The 16,727-nt window shown below is 51.9% G+C and carries 15 protein-coding genes; 9 read left to right on the forward strand and 6 right to left on the reverse strand.

Translation table 11 applies throughout. The features are described from left to right. Positions 1–195 precede the first annotated feature (195 nt). Entirely contained in the window at positions 196–384 is a 189-nt protein-coding gene (locus tag WC959_08305) for a hypothetical protein (GenBank protein MFA5689133.1), read from the reverse strand. A gap of 148 nt (positions 385–532) precedes the next feature. Then, a complete protein-coding gene (gene hisH, locus WC959_08310) occupies positions 533–1,183 on the reverse strand; it encodes an imidazole glycerol phosphate synthase subunit HisH (GenBank protein MFA5689134.1) in 651 nt (216 codons plus the stop codon). Between the two features lie 91 nt (positions 1,184–1,274). Between hisH and WC959_08315 the strand changes: the two genes are divergently transcribed. After that, entirely contained in the window at positions 1,275–2,330 is a 1,056-nt protein-coding gene (locus tag WC959_08315) for a hypothetical protein (GenBank protein ID MFA5689135.1), read from the forward strand. Between the two features lie 228 nt (positions 2,331–2,558). Here WC959_08315 and WC959_08320 read toward each other — a convergent pair whose 3' ends face one another. The 3 genes from WC959_08320 to WC959_08330 form a co-directional block, all read right to left on the reverse strand. Further along, positions 2,559–3,239, reverse strand: a complete 681-nt coding sequence (locus WC959_08320) for an IS1595 family transposase (protein ID MFA5689136.1) — start codon at positions 3,237–3,239, stop codon at positions 2,559–2,561. Between the two features lie 387 nt (positions 3,240–3,626). Further along, entirely contained in the window at positions 3,627–4,910 is a 1,284-nt protein-coding gene (pcnB, locus tag WC959_08325; GenBank protein MFA5689137.1) for a polynucleotide adenylyltransferase PcnB, read from the reverse strand. After that, a complete protein-coding gene (locus WC959_08330) occupies positions 4,907–5,284 on the reverse strand; it encodes a DUF4186 family protein (protein MFA5689138.1) in 378 nt (125 codons plus the stop codon). The genes pcnB and WC959_08330 overlap by 4 nt, the downstream gene beginning before the upstream one ends. A gap of 209 nt (positions 5,285–5,493) precedes the next feature. Between WC959_08330 and nuoE the strand changes: the two genes are divergently transcribed. From nuoE to WC959_08345, 3 genes are all read left to right on the forward strand, one after another. Then, positions 5,494–6,003, forward strand: coding sequence for an NADH-quinone oxidoreductase subunit NuoE (gene nuoE, locus WC959_08335; protein ID MFA5689139.1), 510 nt, complete (start codon positions 5,494–5,496; stop codon positions 6,001–6,003). 71 nt (positions 6,004–6,074) lie between these two features. After that, positions 6,075–7,817 carry an NADH-quinone oxidoreductase subunit NuoF gene (nuoF, locus tag WC959_08340; GenBank protein ID MFA5689140.1) on the forward strand — a complete coding sequence of 581 codons (1,743 nt, stop codon included), beginning with the start codon at positions 6,075–6,077 and terminating at the stop codon, positions 7,815–7,817. Positions 7,818–7,930: 113 nt separating this feature from the next. Beyond that, the gene (locus tag WC959_08345) at positions 7,931–10,003 is read left to right on the forward strand and encodes an FAD-dependent oxidoreductase (protein ID MFA5689141.1); all 2,073 of its coding nucleotides are present in this window, start codon (positions 7,931–7,933) and stop codon (positions 10,001–10,003) included. 244 nt (positions 10,004–10,247) lie between these two features. Here WC959_08345 and WC959_08350 read toward each other — a convergent pair whose 3' ends face one another. After that, positions 10,248–10,922, reverse strand: a complete 675-nt coding sequence (locus WC959_08350; GenBank protein ID MFA5689142.1) for a hypothetical protein — start codon at positions 10,920–10,922, stop codon at positions 10,248–10,250. 518 nt (positions 10,923–11,440) lie between these two features. Between WC959_08350 and WC959_08355 the strand changes: the two genes are divergently transcribed. The 5 genes from WC959_08355 to WC959_08375 are packed head-to-tail and all read left to right on the forward strand — an operon-like array spanning position 11,441 to position 16,638. Beyond that, complete coding sequence (locus WC959_08355; protein MFA5689143.1) at positions 11,441–12,049, forward strand: TetR/AcrR family transcriptional regulator; 609 nt, start codon at positions 11,441–11,443, stop codon at positions 12,047–12,049. Further along, positions 12,046–13,197 (forward strand): efflux RND transporter periplasmic adaptor subunit, encoded by a 1,152-nt coding sequence (locus WC959_08360; protein MFA5689144.1) that lies wholly within the window; start codon positions 12,046–12,048, stop codon positions 13,195–13,197. Before WC959_08355 ends, WC959_08360 begins: the two co-directional genes overlap by 4 nt. Next, positions 13,194–14,399, forward strand: coding sequence for an ABC transporter permease (locus tag WC959_08365; GenBank protein ID MFA5689145.1), 1,206 nt, complete (start codon positions 13,194–13,196; stop codon positions 14,397–14,399). The genes WC959_08360 and WC959_08365 overlap by 4 nt, the downstream gene beginning before the upstream one ends. A gap of 1 nt (position 14,400) precedes the next feature. Beyond that, on the forward strand, positions 14,401–15,111 hold the full coding sequence (locus tag WC959_08370) for an ABC transporter ATP-binding protein (protein MFA5689146.1): 711 nt from the start codon (positions 14,401–14,403) through the stop codon (positions 15,109–15,111). 48 nt (positions 15,112–15,159) lie between these two features. Next, the gene (locus WC959_08375; protein ID MFA5689147.1) at positions 15,160–16,638 is read left to right on the forward strand and encodes an efflux transporter outer membrane subunit; all 1,479 of its coding nucleotides are present in this window, start codon (positions 15,160–15,162) and stop codon (positions 16,636–16,638) included. Positions 16,639–16,727: the final 89 nt, after the last annotated feature.

The raw sequence follows: 16,727 nt of genomic DNA on the forward strand, positions 1-16,727 counted from the left end.
GACCGGCGTGACACAGGTTCCGGAGGCGCCGCTGCCGGAGACGCTGATAATAGACCCCCTGACGATGCTGAATAGCTGATGACAGATACCATCTCCTGCAGACCGGTTGACGGACAATGAACATCAGCCGGGATAATCAAGATGTTTTTAGCATATCGGCTTTAGTAGCAAACCGAGGTGCGGCGCACGAGTTCTTCACAGATGCAGCGGGGTACCGTCACCGCGGGTTACCGGAATAGCTTCAAGCTGCATGCGGCTCATATCATCGAGCACATCGGCCAGTTTCATTTTGGGTGTCGCTTTTTCTTCCACGGGCTGCATGACATCGCCGGCAACGAGCCAGTACCCGCCCTTTAAATCAATTGCCGGAATAATTGTAATCATTGAAAGGAACTAGTAGGTCGAAGGTCTGAAGGTCAAAGGTCTAAAGTCAGAAATCCGTATCGCCGGAATTTTTTAGACAGGATTTACAGGATCGACGGGACTGCCTGAAACGCCGTTCTTATTCATTTTTATTCGCGAAAATTTCCGTTCATTCGCGGTTAGTCGCCACAAAATTCTTCATCATCTGCAATCCGGCGGACTGGCTTTTTTCGGGATGAAACTGAACGGCGAAGAGGTTGTCTTTCCAGACGGCGGAACAATAACTGATACCATAGTCCGTTGTTCCGGCGATAATGGCGCTGTCTGCCGGCAGCACATAATAGGAATGCACAAAGTAAAACCAGGCGTTATCGACAATTCCGGCGAACGCCGGACAATCCGGCTGAACCTGCCCTACTGCATTCCAGCCGATTTGCGGGATTTTTAATTCACCGGATGAGGGCACCCCATCCGCAGCCATTGCATTAAAATTAAATTTTTTTACCGTGCCGGCAAAAATACCGAGTCCGGCAACACCGGGCGACTCCTCAGAGCGTTCAAACAGCATTTGCAGTCCCAGACACATGCCCATAAACGGATTGCCGGATTTAATCCAGCTGCACACCGGCTCGATGAATCCGTGTTCCGTTAAATGCTGCATGCATTCTTTAAACGCGCCGACGCCGGGCAGAATGATTGCGCGGCAGGCATCCATTTGTGCCGGTGCGGTAATTATCTCCGCATCGAGCTTCAGAAACCGGAATGCGTTCAGCACACTGCCCAGATTTCCCATACCGTAATCAATAATGCCGATTTTCATGAACGTGGTTATTAAATGTTAGTAACTGATCATTTGGAATCATGCATGCACTCACCCATCCGGTCAAAAAATTTTCTGCTGTTTTTCCGGTATGAAACAGTTCATTATACAATACATGAAAAAACTTCTGCCCAGTGTTCTGCTTCCGCTTTGTTTTCTTTCCGTTTCGTGCCTTACGCCGGGCAGCACACCGAAAAAAACACCGGAGTGGGTCTATTTCCCGGAGCGGTTTTATCCGCCGGATCAATATATTTTCGCTAAAGGATCCGGGATGAATCTCCATACGGCGAAGAAAAAAGCAAAAGAAAACGTGCTGCTGAAATATAATATTCAGATGCAGGAATCGCGCCGGATTGCCGGACAAACCTACGCAGCGTTCGGGCTGCCGGCGAATTTCCGGCCGGTGTATAATCCGGCGGCACCGGTTCAACCGGAAAAAATTCCGGTGCCAAAAATAAAAATCGGCAAAAATTATACTGATTCCAATCAAACCACGCACACCATCGCTTACGCCGATCGCGGCGAAACAGCCCGGCCGTTTGCATCCGGCATGGAAGCCGGTGCTGTAAAAGTCCGCGCCCTCACCGCCCGCGCCGAACAGATTTCGCCGCTCGATCCTTTCAGCCGCTATGCGCTCTGCCGGGCGGCAACACTCACCGCAATGCAGAATCAACTGCTGATTATTCGCACCGCGCTGCTGTATCCGTTAGCTGCGGCGGATTTTGACCCCGGTTATTCGCTGAGCGACTTATTCGCCCGGGCAGCAGCGGCATCGACGGTCGCAACCGTTCGTATTTCCATTGAAAACGACACTTCCGGCATTATTTCCGGACTCATCACTGAAACCGTCCGTGCCGCCGGATTAACCCCGGCAACCAACGGCACGCTTTTCGTTACTGGAAAATTCGAGCCTTCTGTTTCGCAGACCAAAGATCACCGCAATGCCGATATAAAATATACGCTCACACTGCGCCTGGCTGATCGTAGCGGCCGTACACTCGTTAGATTCCATGACAAACATTCGGAACGTTATGCAGTGGCCGAAGCCGAAGCCAAAACGACTCAGGCGCTCACCACTGCGATCCGGCAGGACTTTGCGCAAAATATCACTGCTGCATTAAATCGCGCCGCCGGCGTTGCGGATTAGATGTTTTCAGGTGAATTGTTTCGGCGGGACCGGCACACGTTGAGCTGTCCGCCGCACGAATTGAAAAATAACGGCATCCGCCGGCGAGCGCCGCTAAACGCGGGCAGACATTCCTGTCTGCCTTTTTTATACTGATGAATTGAGCCGGCAGGACTGAGCCTGTGGAAGCAGTGCCCACAGGGAATGGCAATTCTGCTCTTCGCGATAAGAATAAATTAAGGGTCATGACTAGGACAGAGGTTTTTCTCTGCACATTTTTAAGACTATTTTATACAAATCTTCGTGCCTATGATTAAACCGGAATTCACATTCCTTCAAATGAAAATAGAACGTGTGTTTTTGCATCCCTCTGAAACGAATCAGACGAGTCTTGGCATAGGCCCAAAAACTTTCTATTCCATTAATATGACACGGTTTGTTCGCAAATTCATTTTCTCCGTGTTGCACTCGATAACGCTTTTGATAGCCAAGGTCCACAAGACCCTTATAGCCACGCCAGCCGTCAGAATGAATAACGCTTTCAGGGTCTGCACGACCTCGAATAATACCTTGCAAGGTCGCTCTGGAGCAGTCCGGGACTATTTCTGTATAAACACGGCCTTGTCTTTTAACGAGGCCAAATACGATGGTTTTTCCTCTGGCTCCTCGCCCTCTAAGACCACGAACACGGCGGGCACCAAAATAACTTTCATCAACCTCAACCTCGCCAGAAACAGGCGATTCAGCTTCACAGGCCAGGGCAATTCGTTCTCTTATTCCCTGTAATAACCTGTTTGCAGTGTTTCGGTTTAAACCAGCAACCCGGGCAATTTGAGTGGCATTTAAATCCACACAAAAAAGCCTGACGAATTGGCGAAATTCAGTTTCAGAAATTTTTGAACGATAAATATACTTGTTTCTTATTGCCATAACTAGACTTCAGCCTTTTTTCGGCCTCTGTCCTAGTCATGACCCTTAAATTAATGTATAGCCGCAAAAATCACCAAATAATTATGGGCCGAATAATTGATAAACCGCAGAGCACACTGAGAACTTTTCAACTCTCAACTGTAAACTGAAAACCCTGAACACGGAACGCGGCGAGGGCGCCGCGTCTACTACTCTGCCTCTCTGCTAATCCATGAATGCCTGATGCTTTCTGCAAAACTTCCGTGTGTGTTGTGTATCCCGTGGTTTAAACATCTGCATTCATCTGCGTTATCTACGGATTTCCCAAGGCAGGCAAAGATGCCTGCGATACATTACACTTTTGTGTATTTTTGTGTTTCTTGTGGCTATAATTTTTCTTAATACGCTTTAGCGTTTTCGCTGTTTGTCCCACCATTCAAATTCGGCGATGTTGCAGCCGGTGGTGCGTGCGGAAAATTTAAAATATAGAAATGCGTCGAGAAATGCACGATGCGTACTGAAGCGCTGATAATTTTTCGGCGTGATGCGCAGAAACCGCGGCTGGCAGCTCATAATTTCGGCAATGCGGTGAGTCACAGATTTTGGAATGAGAATGCGGTCGATCTGCCGCAAATGCCGCGCAACAGCTTCCTGCAGCGCGGCCGCAAGTGAAAGGTTTTCGGATTTCATGAGTTGTGCGGCAGCCCATTCATGATATTCGCCAAAAATGAGCGTAAAAAACAGAGCGGGATCAATCAATATGCCGGCGGCGCGCCAGCGGTCGATCTGCAAAAAACTTTTTTCAAGCCAGTGCGTTTTACTGCCGCCATCCGGCATTTTCATCCACGCAGAAAGTTCGGGGAATAAATGTTCCTGAACGTTGAGTTCATTAAACAGCTGAAAAAACCGGACGGAGCGGCCGCAGTTGCAGAGTCTCAGAATTTCCTCGTAGAGCCGTGATGACGAACAGCCTTCGAGCAGAGGAGCATTCCGGCGGATGGCTTCCTGCGCTGACTGTTCGATAGTAAAGTCGAGACAGGCGGCAAAACGGACAGCACGCAGAATCCGGACAGGATCTTCAATAAAACGCTGATCCGGATCGCCGATCACACGGATGATACGCCGCTGGATGTCGTCACGGCCGTGCACGTAATCAATGATGGAATAATCGGCAACGTTATAAAAAAGCGCATTCATAGTGAAGTCACGCCGGAGAGCATCCTCTTCGGGAGTGCCGAATACATTATCGCGCAGGACAAGCCCGTCTTTAGAAAGAAATGTATCGTCTTCGGCATTCGACACCGGATTGAGCGCACGAAAGGTGGAAACCTCAACGATTTCGTTACGGAAATAGACGTGCGCCAGCCGGAACCGGCGACCGATGAGCCGGCAGTTGCGGAATACTTTTTTGACCTCTTCCGGTGTAGCACTGGTGGCGATATCGAAATCTTTTGGCGCGCGCCCGAGCAGCAGGTCGCGCACACCGCCGCCGGCGAGATATGCGGTGTAACCGGCATCGTTCAATCCATATAAAACCTTCAAGGCAGCGGAACTGATATGCCGGCGGCTGACAGGGTGGTTATTGCGTACTATGATTTCGGGATCCATGCGGCTGAAAATTACAATCTTCAGGGAACTGTAATGACATTCATCCGCCGGTGAAAGTTTTTTTTCGAGCCGGCAGTAATTCAAGTAAAGCTGCCGACCTGATCCTCGATCCAGCGCAGAATAATTCCAACCACATACGTAATCTGTTTTTCCGTCATTGCAGCGCCGGCGCGGATGTTATGAAATTTTGCGAGCTTGGCCCGGTCACTGGTGCCGGTGGCATGCTGGGCAATGAACACCGGATGTCCTTTGGACGGAGTTTGAAAACCGTCATTTTTCGGTTCGGCCGGCGCCAGGCGTTTGCGGACAAAGTCGGTGGCGTGAAGTTCCAGAATATCACGGCCGCGCGATGAAACATATTCTTTCTCCGGCTCACCCATTTTCATGTCCGGAATTTGTTTTGACCGCATGAGTTTCTGTTTCAGCGTCTTCCATTGTTTATCATCAAACTGTTGCACGTTACCGGTTTCCTTTATGTAGTAAATATAACTCCAATGCGATGTCAGTATAGGTTACGGACAACAGGCAGACAAGCAAGAAAATGGATTGCAGAAACAACTGTGCTGTTCTTAGATTGAGTTTAAGTTTGTGCTGCCGGTGTTCAGGACTTGAACTATCATCAAATTATGGTTTGTTTTACATTTTTTAATACGAAAGTATTTTTGTTATGGCAAATTGTCGTTGTGATATTGAAAAAAAGGTGGCGAAGCTGATCAAGCAGATCGGCAGTGATCCGGCACTGGCGATTCCGCTGCTGCAGGCGGTGCAAAATGAATTCCGTTTTATTCCGAAGAAGGCGATCGAATACATCGCTGCCCACACGGATATGACAGAAACCCAGCTTTACGGCGCGGCAACCTTCTATTCGCAGTTCCGTCTGGAGCCGGTCGGTGAAGTCATTATTAAAGTGTGCCACGGCACCGCGTGTCACGTCGGCGGTGCGCCGGGTTTAACGGAAGCACTGGAAACACGGCTGGGGATTAAAGACGGTGAAACAACGGCTGACGGAAAATATACGCTGTCATCCGTCGCCTGCGTCGGCTGCTGCTCGCTCGCGCCGGTGGTGATGGTGGATGAAGCGGCGCATGCAAAACTGGATCGTAAATCTGCTGCCGCACTGATTGACAATTTAGAGAAAAAGCCACGAGCGAAGGCCCGAAGTGCAAAGAATGAATGAACCAGCAACGAATAACGTTTAACCGATAAAAAACCATGTCTAGCGTCTCTCCTTTTAAAATTGCAGTCGGCATGAGCAGCTGCAACATTGCCGCCGGTTCACAAAACGTTTACAACCGGCTGCATGCGGCTGCCGCCGCCGGCACAGTAGATGCCGAACTGAGCATCATGGGCTGTCTCGGATTCTGTCATGCGGAGCCGCAAATCCGCGTAACGGATGCCGCCGGAAAGCAGTTCCTTTACATGGCGGTGAATCCGGCAAAACTGAATAAAATTATTGCCGATCATCTGCGGAACGGCACGCCGGTTGCACAGTGGATTGCCGACGATTCAAGGCCGGATTTTGTTCAGCTTACCGGCAAGCAGCACCGCATCATACTCGGAAACTGCGGTAAAATTAATCCGGAATCGCTCAATGCGTATCTCGTGGCGGGCGGCTATCAGGCGCTGGAGAAAGTGCTGAAAACCATGTCGCCGGCGGATGTGTGCGAAACGGTGATTGCATCCGGATTGCGCGGCCGCGGCGGCGCCGGTTTTCCGACCGGATTGAAATGGAAATTTGCCCTGAAAGAGCTGAACGAAAAAAAATATGTAATTTGTAACGCCGACGAAGGCGACCCCGGCGCATTTATGGACCGCACGACGCTGGAAAGCGATCCGTTTGCGGTGCTCGAAGGCATCACGATTCAGGCGTTTGCCACCGGCGCAAACGAAGGATATATTTACTGCCGCGCCGAATATCCGCTGGCGATCAGGCGGTTGAAAATGGCCATCGCCGACGCGGGAGCGCGCGGCTACCTCGGCAAAAACATTCTCAGCACAGATTTTTCGTTTGAGCTTCATATTCAAGAAGGCGCCGGCGCATTTGTATGCGGTGAAGAGACGGCGCTGATGGCGTCGATTGAAGGTCAGCGCGGCATGCCGCGCCTGCGCCCGCCGTTTCCGGCGCAGTCCGGACTGTTCGGCAAACCGACAACCATCAACAACGTTGAAACGCTGGCCGGTGTGCCGTGGATTATCCGTAACGGCGCTGAAGCCTATTCTGCCATCGGCACCGAAAAATCAAAGGGCACCAAAGTTTTTGCGCTGGCCGGAAAAATTAAACGCAGCGGTCTGATTGAAGTTCCGATGGGCATTTCGCTCGCCGAAATTATTGAAGAGATCGGCGGCGGCACCGGCACCAAACGTCCGGTGAAAGCGGTGCAGATGGGCGGTCCGTCCGGCGGCTGCATACCGGCAGAGCTGTTTGCGAGTACACATATTGATTATGACGAACTGATGCGCACCGGCGCCATTATGGGTTCCGGCGGAATGATTGTGCTCGATGATACAACCTGCATGGTCGACGTCGCGCGCTATTTCCTTGATTTCACACAGCATGAATCGTGCGGCAAATGCACCTTCTGCCGCATCGGCACCAAACGCATGCTCGAAATTTTAACGCGCATCTGCGACGGCGACGGCAGGCCGGAAGATATCGCTGAACTCGAAGAGCTGTCTGTGAAAGTTAAAGATACCAGCCTGTGCGGGCTCGGACAGACCGCGCCCAATCCGGTGCAAACCACCCTGCGCTATTTCCGGCACGAATACGAAGAACACATTCACGATAAAAAATGCCGTGCCGGAAAATGTAAAAATCTGTGCGGGTTTGAAATCACAGACCAATGTACCGGCTGTACCGTTTGCGCCAAACAGTGTCCGGTGAATGCCATCGCCGGCGCACCGAAAAAACAGCATGTGATCAATCAGGAACTCTGCATCCATTGCGGCGTCTGTCGCGATGTCTGCAACTTCGAAGCGGTAAAAGTAATATGACAAGAACGTCTTAAAGACTAAAGGTCGCAGGTCTTAACGTCGAAAATTTGGCAGCCAAAAATCCGTGTTTTCCGACCTTCGACAAAAAATTTTCAAATTTAACCATGAAAAATGTGAACTTAATTTTAAACGGACAGCCGGTCTCCGCGCCGGAAGGAACCACCCTCCTGGAGGTGGCGCGGCGAGAAGGATTTTATGTGCCTTCGTTCTGTCATAATGAAAAATTGAAACCGTTTGCATCCTGTTTCGTTTGCGCGGTGGAGGTTGAAGGCCGCCGCGCACTCGTGCCGGCGTGTTCCACCGTCATCACCGAAGGCATGGTGGTGAATACTGAAAACAACCGCGTAAAATCGGCGCGCAAGACCTGCCTTGAACTTTTACTGTCCGATCATTTCGGCGACTGCCTCGGCCCCTGTATGACCGCCTGCCCTGCCGGAATTGATATTCCGGGATTCATCAGTCTTATTGCCGCCGGCGACGATGTTGCGGCGCTGGAGCTGATCCAAAACAATATGCCGCTCGCCGGCTGTCTCGGTCGCGTCTGCACGCGCCCGTGCGAAACCGCCTGCCGCCGGCAGCTGGTTGAAGAGCCGATCGCTATCTGTCAGCTGAAACGTTTTGCGGCGGATCAGGCCGGAGAAAGAATTCCGGCAAAGCGCCCTGCCTCCGGAAAAACTATCGCTATCGTCGGCGCCGGTCCCGCCGGACTTTCGGCAGCCTTTTATCTGCAACTGATGGGGCATCAGTGCACTGTGTTTGACGCGCACGAAAATCCCGGCGGCATGATCCGCTATGGAATTCCGTCGTACCGCCTGCCGCGCGACGTGATTGACAGCGAAGTTGACGTCATTAAAAAACTCGGCGCCAAATTCTGTTTCAATCAGAAACTCGGCAGGGACATTTCATTCAAACAACTGCGCGACATATTTGATGCGGTGTTTCTTGGACTCGGCGCGCAGACAGCATCGTTGATGCGCACGCCGGGCGAAGAGCTCGCCGGCGTTGAAAGCGGCATTAAATTTCTCGAACGCATTTCGCGCGATGAACATCAGACCGTCGGAAAAAGGGTGATTGTTGTCGGCGGCGGAAATACGGCAATAGACGCGGCGCGCACCGCACTGCGGCTCGGTGCCGGCGATGTACGCATTCTCTACCGCCGCGCACGCGAGCAAATGCCGGCGTGGAACGAAGAAATTGAAGCGGCGCTCGCAGAAGGCATAACACTCGAACCGCTGGCCGCGCCGGTGAAAATTGAACCGTCTGGCAGCGGGCTGAAACTCACCTGCATTCGCATGGAGCTCGGCGCACCGGATGCCTCCGGACGCCGGTCGCCGGTGCCGGTGCAAAATTCTGAATTTGAAATCCAGGCGGATACGGTGATTACCGCCATCGGGCAAACGGTGGATGCCTCCGCCGTGCCGGAACTTGAAACAACGAAATGGCGCTCGATTCTTGCCAATGAAAAAACCGGTGAGACATCTGTCGCCGGAGTGTTTGCCGGCGGCGACTGCGTGACCGGCGCCGATATTGCGGTGAATGCCGTGGCGGCCGGACGCCACGCCGCGTTTGCGATTGATCAGTATTTGCGCGGTGAACCCGTTTCCGGCGCGCCGGAATACTATAATCATACCATGGGTGAGCTGCATGAAATTCCGGCGGCGGTGTTCGACCGGTTTGAAAAATCGCCGCGTATTCCGATGCCGCACCTCGACACAGAGAAGCGCACGAAAACATTTGAAGAGGTCGAAACCGGGTTCACCGTTGAACAGGCGCGCGCTGAAGCCCGGCGCTGTATGGAATGCGGCTGCCGAGACGCGCGCGACTGCGCCCTGCGCAGTTGCGCGACAGTATGCGATGTGGATGCCAGCCGCTATGCCGGCGCACGGCGCGAGTACCGGCGAGACGATTCGCACGCCGTGGTTGTGTATGAAGAACATAAATGTATTCAGTGCGGTAACTGCGTGCGCGCGTGCGATGAACTGCTTGACAGTCCATGCATGGGGTTTGCCGGACGCGGATTTTCAGCCCGCGTCAAACCGGCGCTCGACCGGCAGCTGGTTTTAATTAACGACGAACACCTGCCGGATATTGTAAAATTCTGCCCCGTCGGCGCCCTCACCCTGAAAACGGATCCGGTGCCGGCACTGAAGCCGATGGAATTTTTAGAACAAGATCTTAACCATTAGGCTGCGCGGTGTTTCTGTAACAATGATGCCCGTCACAGTAGCTGCGATACTGCGAAGTTGATCCGCAATCAGTTTGAGCGGTTCACCTTGATTTGATCCGGACGTTTTACTTTACCGGTATGAAAAAGGGCAGGTAGAAGTGCCTGCCCCACATTTTACCGGCGCTATACTGACTCCGCAATATATCAGCGGCAGAGCGATGATCCGGACGACTGCCGGAATACCTCCTTGCGCAATCACGTACTCACCGCCGTTCGATCCACCACCGGCGCAGGAAAATAATCGCGCAGATGAAGATCATAAGGGACGATGCCCCCGGTTCGGGGATCAGACCGGTGACGGTAATGTCATCCACAGCCCATCCGGGGGACGGGTAGTTGTAATCCGCGCCAGTGTAGAAGATCAGCTTAAAGGTGTCGTTGGCGGATAGAAAGGAGGAGAGATCGATCGTCTCGTGCAGGTAAACGGACATATTCGTAAGATAATTCGGGACTTGCGCTGCGTACATTCCAACCGTTCTAGGGATTCCATTGCCGGCGGTTGGATAGAGCTTGACCATCTGCCAAGCGCCGTCATTGACCGAAATCTTGAGCGATACCTCGTCACTCCCCTGGTTGTTGTACAGGTGGTAATAATCGACCAAAACGGCTGAATCCCCGGCGGTCAGCTCGGGCGAGATGATCGCCTGTGTGCGATACGCATCCAGCACAGAGGAATAGGCGACATTCATTCCGCTGTGCGCAACGAGCGGTGTCGAAATGCGCCAGTCTGTGGTTCCACTTCCATGCCAGAGCGTCCATCCGTCAAAGCCGTTCTCGAAGTCCTCAGTGAACGTGGCCCCCGTGAACAGACCGGCGGCCGCCAGACAAGGGAACAGAAGAACAAGACCGACACAGACATGAAGAACAATACACCGCACGACGGACTTCTCCTGCGCTCTATGATATCGAGTATACATCTTATCCCTACCTTTTTTCGTAACCATTCACGGCATTCTGTTTTTGCGAACCCGCCTGCCGCCGGCGTAGTCGCACGGAAACCAGTATTTTCTAATTTCGACAAAATTATGATAACTTTTCAAACAGCGACATACAAGCTCAAAAAAAGTTTTTGTATTAACTCATAGAAGTTTTATGCGAGCGAAGACAGAACACCACAGCTTTAGCCGTGGATGAATGAGCCTCCTGATTGCCGCGAACGCAAAGTTTCGCGGCGTTCAAGTCAGCTCCGAGAGGAGCTGTGATGAAAAAAGACCCCCGAGTTTACTCGGGGGTATCTATACCGATCGCGGTATGAATCAAACAAACTCCAACCGGATACCTGCGTTTACAACCTACCATTTCTAAAACTGAAAGACATTTTTTAAAAAAACCGGTTGACAAATCTCAATGAAAAACAAAGATAGTAATCAATTACTTACTTTATGTGGAAACTAATATGAACTCATCAAATAAATATCTTTCCGCTGGGAAACGACGGGCGTTAACGGTGGAAGCGGTGGTTGAGCTGGCCGGAGAACAGAACCCGAACGAAATTACCACAGCCTCCATTGCCGAACGCATGGGACTGACCCAGGGTGCGCTCTTTCGTCATTTCCCAAATAAAGCTGCCATCTTACAGGCGGTTATGGAATGGGTGGCCGAACGATTAATTTCCCGCATTGAAAAAGAAATTTGTGCAGAGCCCTCTCCTCTTGCCGCACTTAAACGTATGTTTATGGCGCATGTGGACTTTATAACAGAGCACCCCGGTATTCCCCGTATGTTGTTTGGTGAATTGCAACACTCTGAAGAAACCGCGCCCAAGCAAATAGCACAAATGCTCATCCGCCGGTATAGGAAACACCTCAATCGTTTATTTGAACAGGGAAAGTGCTGCGGTGAATTTGATGAAACACTTGATAGCAAGGCTGCAGCCACGCTCTTCATCGGCACTGTTCAAGGATTGGTTATGCAATCGTTGATCGCTGGAGATGTGAGCCATATGCGTCGCGATGCACCGAACGTTTTTGCCATCTATCAGCAGGGCATCAGGAGTGCATCATGAAAAGATTGCCTTTCCAAAAAACCACATTGACACTGATCGCCGTACTTGTTCCTCTGCTTGCACTTTTTGTCTATGTGGCCTTGCGTTCAGGACCGCTTGCTCCGGTATCGGTTGTATTGGCCGCCGTCGAAAGCAAGAGCATTTCACCGGAACTATTCGGCACAGGAACCATTGAGGCCCGTTATACCTACAAGATTGGTCCCACGTTTGCGGGACGGGTTAAACGTCTGGACGTACACGTTGGTGAACGTGTCAAGACCGGTCAGGTACTTGGCGAAATGGATCCGGTGGATCTTGATGAACGTATCAGGGCGCAGAATGCCTTGCTGAATCGAGCAAACGCTCAGTTAAATGAAGCGCAGGCGCGTAAAGATTATGCGCAGTTACAGGCTTTACGTTACGGGCAGCTACTTAAAGCGCGCTCCACCAGTGAGGAAATAGCGGCCGCCAAGCAGCAAGACCTCCTGGTTGCGAAAGCGGGATTGATCGCAGCACAGGAAGAGCTGTCCCGTGTACGTGCCGAGCGAGAGGCGCTAAAGGCACAACGCAGTAATTTATCATTGATTGCACCGGTCGATGGTTTGGTGGTCTCGCGTGATGCCGACCCGGGAACCACCGTAGTCGCGGGTCAGGCGGTCGTGGTGCTGATTGATCCAAATGCGCTTTGGGTCAATGTTCGTTTCGATCAGCTTCGCGCACAAGGTCTCGCCGCCGGTTTATCGGCCCGGATCACATTACGATCCCGGACAGGCAGACAGCAGACTGGATGTATTCTGAGAGTTGAACCCCTGGCAGACGCAGTAACAGAGGAAATACTGGCCAAAGTTGTCTTTGATCAACTTCCCGATCCGATGCCGCCGATCGGCGAGCTGACCGAAGTAACGATTACCTTACCGGCGCTCATGGCTGCACCGGTGATCCCTGCTGCCGCAATTCATCACATCGATGGCAGGTTGGGCGTATGGCAGGTAATACATCGTAATCTTCGTTTTACACCGGTTTCACTGGGAACAGCCGATTTAGAGGGCTATGTGCAGGTACTTGAAGGGCTTGAGGTTGGTGACCGGGTAGTGGCCTACAGCGAAAATGCATTGAATAAGCGCCATCGGATTCACGTTGTTGACTATATTCAGGGAGTGGCGCAATGATCAGTTTGGCTGGTCGCGACATCATGCACTCCTGGGGAAAATTTGTCTTTACCGGCATGGGTCTTGGGCTGCTGATCGGCATCACACTGTCGATGGCGGGGATTTATCGCGGCATGGTGGATGATGCCAAAGTGCTGCTCGACAATAGCGGTGCCGATCTCTGGGTGGTACAGAAGGATACTCTTGGTCCCTACGCTGAGTCATCAAGTCTCTTTGATGATATCTGGCGCGGGATTCGAGGCATGCCGGGGGTGGAGCGGGCAGCAAACATCACTTATCTCACCATGCAGGTGGGAAAACAAAATGGTGACGTACGTGCCATGGTTACCGGCGTCACTCCTGGAGGACCAGGGACACCCGGGTGGCCGCCATATCTCGTCGCGGGGCGCCAGATTACCCGGAGCCATTACGAGGCCGTCGCCGACATCACTTCCGGATTTAAACTTGGCGACCGTATCCGGATCCGACGCAACCACTACACCATAGTCGGCCTGACCAGAAGGATGGTCTCTTCCAATGGCGACCCGATGGTGTTCATTCCTCTTAAAGACGCTCAGGAAGCACAGTTTCTAAAAGATAATGACGCCATCCGGGAGCAGCGTCGACGCACGGCCGAGAACCCTGCTTTTAACCGTCCCGGAGTGCCAGGCCTGCTCGATGCGGTTATTGCCTTACAAAGCACCAACCCCTACGTCAATGCGGTTTTGGTGCGGGTTGAACCGGGCCATGCCCCGGAAGAAGTCGCTGAATCGATCCGCCGCTGGAAGCGCTTAACCGTCTATACCCGCAGCCAGATGGAAGAAATTTTGATTGGTAAGCTGATCGCCACCTCTGCCAGACAAATTTTTATGTTCCTGGTGATCCTTGCAATGGTCAGCTCCGCCATCGTGGCCTTCATCATCTACACTCTGACACTCGGAAAAATTCGTGAAATTGCGGTTTTGAAACTGATCGGCACGAAGAATCGCACCATTGTCGGTTTGATTATGCAACAGTCCATCGCTTTAGGTTTGATCGGCTTTGTGGTGGGCAAAATCTCGGCAACGTTAGTGATGGCGCCACTCTTCCCAAAATATGTGCTGTTACAACCCCTTGACTCCGTTATGGGTTTTATCGCCGTGGTTACGATCTGCGTATTGTCGAGCATTATCGCCATTCGCGCTGCACTCAAGGTTGATCCAGCCGAAGCCATAGGGGGCTGACATGACTGCTAAAGGTATCCGTATCCAGGGGTTAAAAAAACGCTATGGGCGCGGCGATACCGCTGTTGATGCCCTGAAAACCGTCGACATGCATGTTGCGCCGGGTGAGGTCGTTGGGCTGATCGGTCCCTCAGGTTCCGGTAAAAGTACGCTCCTTAAATGTTTGGGAGCAGTGATCGAACCGACCGCCGGAAGAATGATACTCGGTGATGACATTATTTATGACGACGGGTGGAAGGTCAAAGATCTTCGTGCCTTGCGACGGGACCGGATCGGTTTTGTATTCCAGGCACCTTATCTGATTCCTTTTCTCGATGTCACCGACAACGTCGCCCTTCTGCCCATGTTGGCCGGAATGCAGAATGCCGAGGCCCGTAAGCGGGCAATAGAATTGTTTAAAGCGCTTGATGTGGAACATCGCGCCAAGGCCATGCCGTCTCAACTCTCTGGTGGAGAACAGCAGCGAGTGGCTATTGCACGTGGCTTGGTGAATCGCCCCCCGGTAATATTGGCCGATGAACCGACCGCTCCCCTCGATAGTGAGCGCGCCCTGGCCGTAATCCGGATCTTGAACGATATGGCCAAACGATTCAAGACCGCCATTATTGTCGTCACCCATGATGAAAAAATCATTCCTACCTTTAAACGCATTTATCATATCCGTGACGGGGTGACCTATGAAGAGGAGGGCGAAGGACGTAGCTTCGAATGAAATTTACCCAAAGAGGCCGTACAGAAAGCCTCCTCGAGGAGCATTTATATGAACAAAAAGAAAATGACACATTATACGTTGCTTGCCGTTTATGTCGTTTTACTAGCAGGGTGTGCGGTAGGGCCGGATTTTTATCGCCCAGCGCCCCCTGATGTGACCGGGTATACTTCCACTCCGATGGCTACAAAGTTGACTGCCTCCCCCACCACACTGGGTGGTCCGCAAAACATTATTAAAGTAGAACGACTAACGAAATATTGGTGGCGGGAGATGAGCGCCGACAAACTGGAAATGCTTATCAGCGAAGCACTGGAGCGTAATCCGACCCTGATGGCGGCAGAGGCTGCTTTGCGTCAGGCCCATGAGCTTTATGCGGCGAGGGCCGGCGCGACACTTTATCCACAATTAGAGGGTAACTTGACTGGCCGGCGTCAACGCTTCAATCCTGGAACATTAGGACAAGCCGGTGAAGCGCGGGAATTCAGTCTTTACAACGCCGGCATCGGTGTTCGATATACATTTGACCTGGCTGGAGGCAATCGCAGGATGCTGGAAGCTCTGGCCGCCCGGAGCGATTATCAGCAGTTTCAACTGGAAGGCGCTCGTTTGACATTGGCGGCAAATATAGTGACAACGGCTATTACTCAAGCCGGCCTGAGAAGACAGGTTGAAATTATAGAAAACATCTTGAAGTCGCAGGAAAACCAACAAGGACTAACCCGGGAACGCATTCGTCTTGGTCATGGAGAACCGGATGATGCGTTAACCTTGCAAACACAATTGGAGCAAACGCGCGCCGAACTGCATTCGTTACGTTATCAGCTTCAACAAAACGAACATTTTTTGGCCATTCTTGTGGGTAAAGCTCCGGGAGAGAGCTTGCTGCCGTCGTTTACCTTGGAGGATTTCACCCTGCCTCCGGAGCTGCCGTTGCTAATCCCCTCTGAGCTGGTACATGCAAGGCCGGATATTCTCGGCGCTGAAGCGCTGCTGCACGCCTCTAACGCAGAATATGGGATTGCAATATCGAAACTGTATCCCCAACTCAACCTTAGCGCCGACCTGGGATCGCAGGCATTGACGACCGGTGCGTTGTTCGGCAGTGGCTCCGCTGTTTGGAGCTTGGTGGGGCAGCTGACACAACCCCTGTTCAATCCAGGCTTGCCCGCTGAAAAGAGAGCGGCTCTCGCCGCCTTTGATGCAGCCGCGGCAAACTACCAGTCCGTCGTTCTGGAAGCTCTTCGCAACGCAGCCGATGTATTGCGGGCATTGGAGAATGATTCCAAACAACTGGAGGCTTTTTCTGCTGCTGATTCCGCTTCAGAGAAATTTTTAGAGTCAACACGACGTCGGTATACACTTGGAACAGCCAGCGATTACGATTTGCTTATTGCACAACAACATCGGCTTCAGACCAAACTCAATCTAACCGAAGGCCAGGCCAAATGCCTGATTAATACCGTTGCTTTTTACCAGGCGATGGGCGGCGGCATTTTATATGATGAGTCTGTGGAAGGAGCTTATTGAGTTCTTCTGGCAGTATGAACAGGAACTCAAAGCGCCGGCGGATCGGCTTCACAGTGCTTCTCCATTACCGGGGGTAAAACGGGTCCGGC

The sequence above is a fragment of the Kiritimatiellales bacterium genome (assembly GCA_041656295.1).
Classification (GTDB): domain Bacteria; phylum Verrucomicrobiota; class Kiritimatiellia; order Kiritimatiellales; family Tichowtungiaceae; genus Tichowtungia.

Bases quoted from the DNA above. Each gene is read 5' to 3' on its own strand.
- WC959_08305 (MFA5689133.1), bottom strand. From the start codon at position 384: ATGATTACAATTATTCCGGCAATTGATTTAAAGGGCGGGTACTGGCTC.
- hisH (MFA5689134.1), bottom strand. From the start codon at position 1,183: ATGAAAATCGGCATTATTGATTACGGTATGGGAAATCTGGGCAGTGTG.
- WC959_08315 (MFA5689135.1), top strand. From the start codon at position 1,275: ATGAAACAGTTCATTATACAATACATGAAAAAACTTCTGCCCAGTGTT.
- WC959_08320 (MFA5689136.1), bottom strand. From the start codon at position 3,239: ATGGCAATAAGAAACAAGTATATTTATCGTTCAAAAATTTCTGAAACT.
- nuoE (MFA5689139.1), top strand. From the start codon at position 5,494: ATGGCAAATTGTCGTTGTGATATTGAAAAAAAGGTGGCGAAGCTGATC.
- nuoF (MFA5689140.1), top strand. From the start codon at position 6,075: ATGAGCAGCTGCAACATTGCCGCCGGTTCACAAAACGTTTACAACCGG.
- WC959_08355 (MFA5689143.1), top strand. From the start codon at position 11,441: ATGAACTCATCAAATAAATATCTTTCCGCTGGGAAACGACGGGCGTTA.
- WC959_08360 (MFA5689144.1), top strand. From the start codon at position 12,046: ATGAAAAGATTGCCTTTCCAAAAAACCACATTGACACTGATCGCCGTA.
- WC959_08365 (MFA5689145.1), top strand. From the start codon at position 13,194: ATGATCAGTTTGGCTGGTCGCGACATCATGCACTCCTGGGGAAAATTT.
- WC959_08370 (MFA5689146.1), top strand. From the start codon at position 14,401: ATGACTGCTAAAGGTATCCGTATCCAGGGGTTAAAAAAACGCTATGGG.
- WC959_08375 (MFA5689147.1), top strand. From the start codon at position 15,160: ATGAACAAAAAGAAAATGACACATTATACGTTGCTTGCCGTTTATGTC.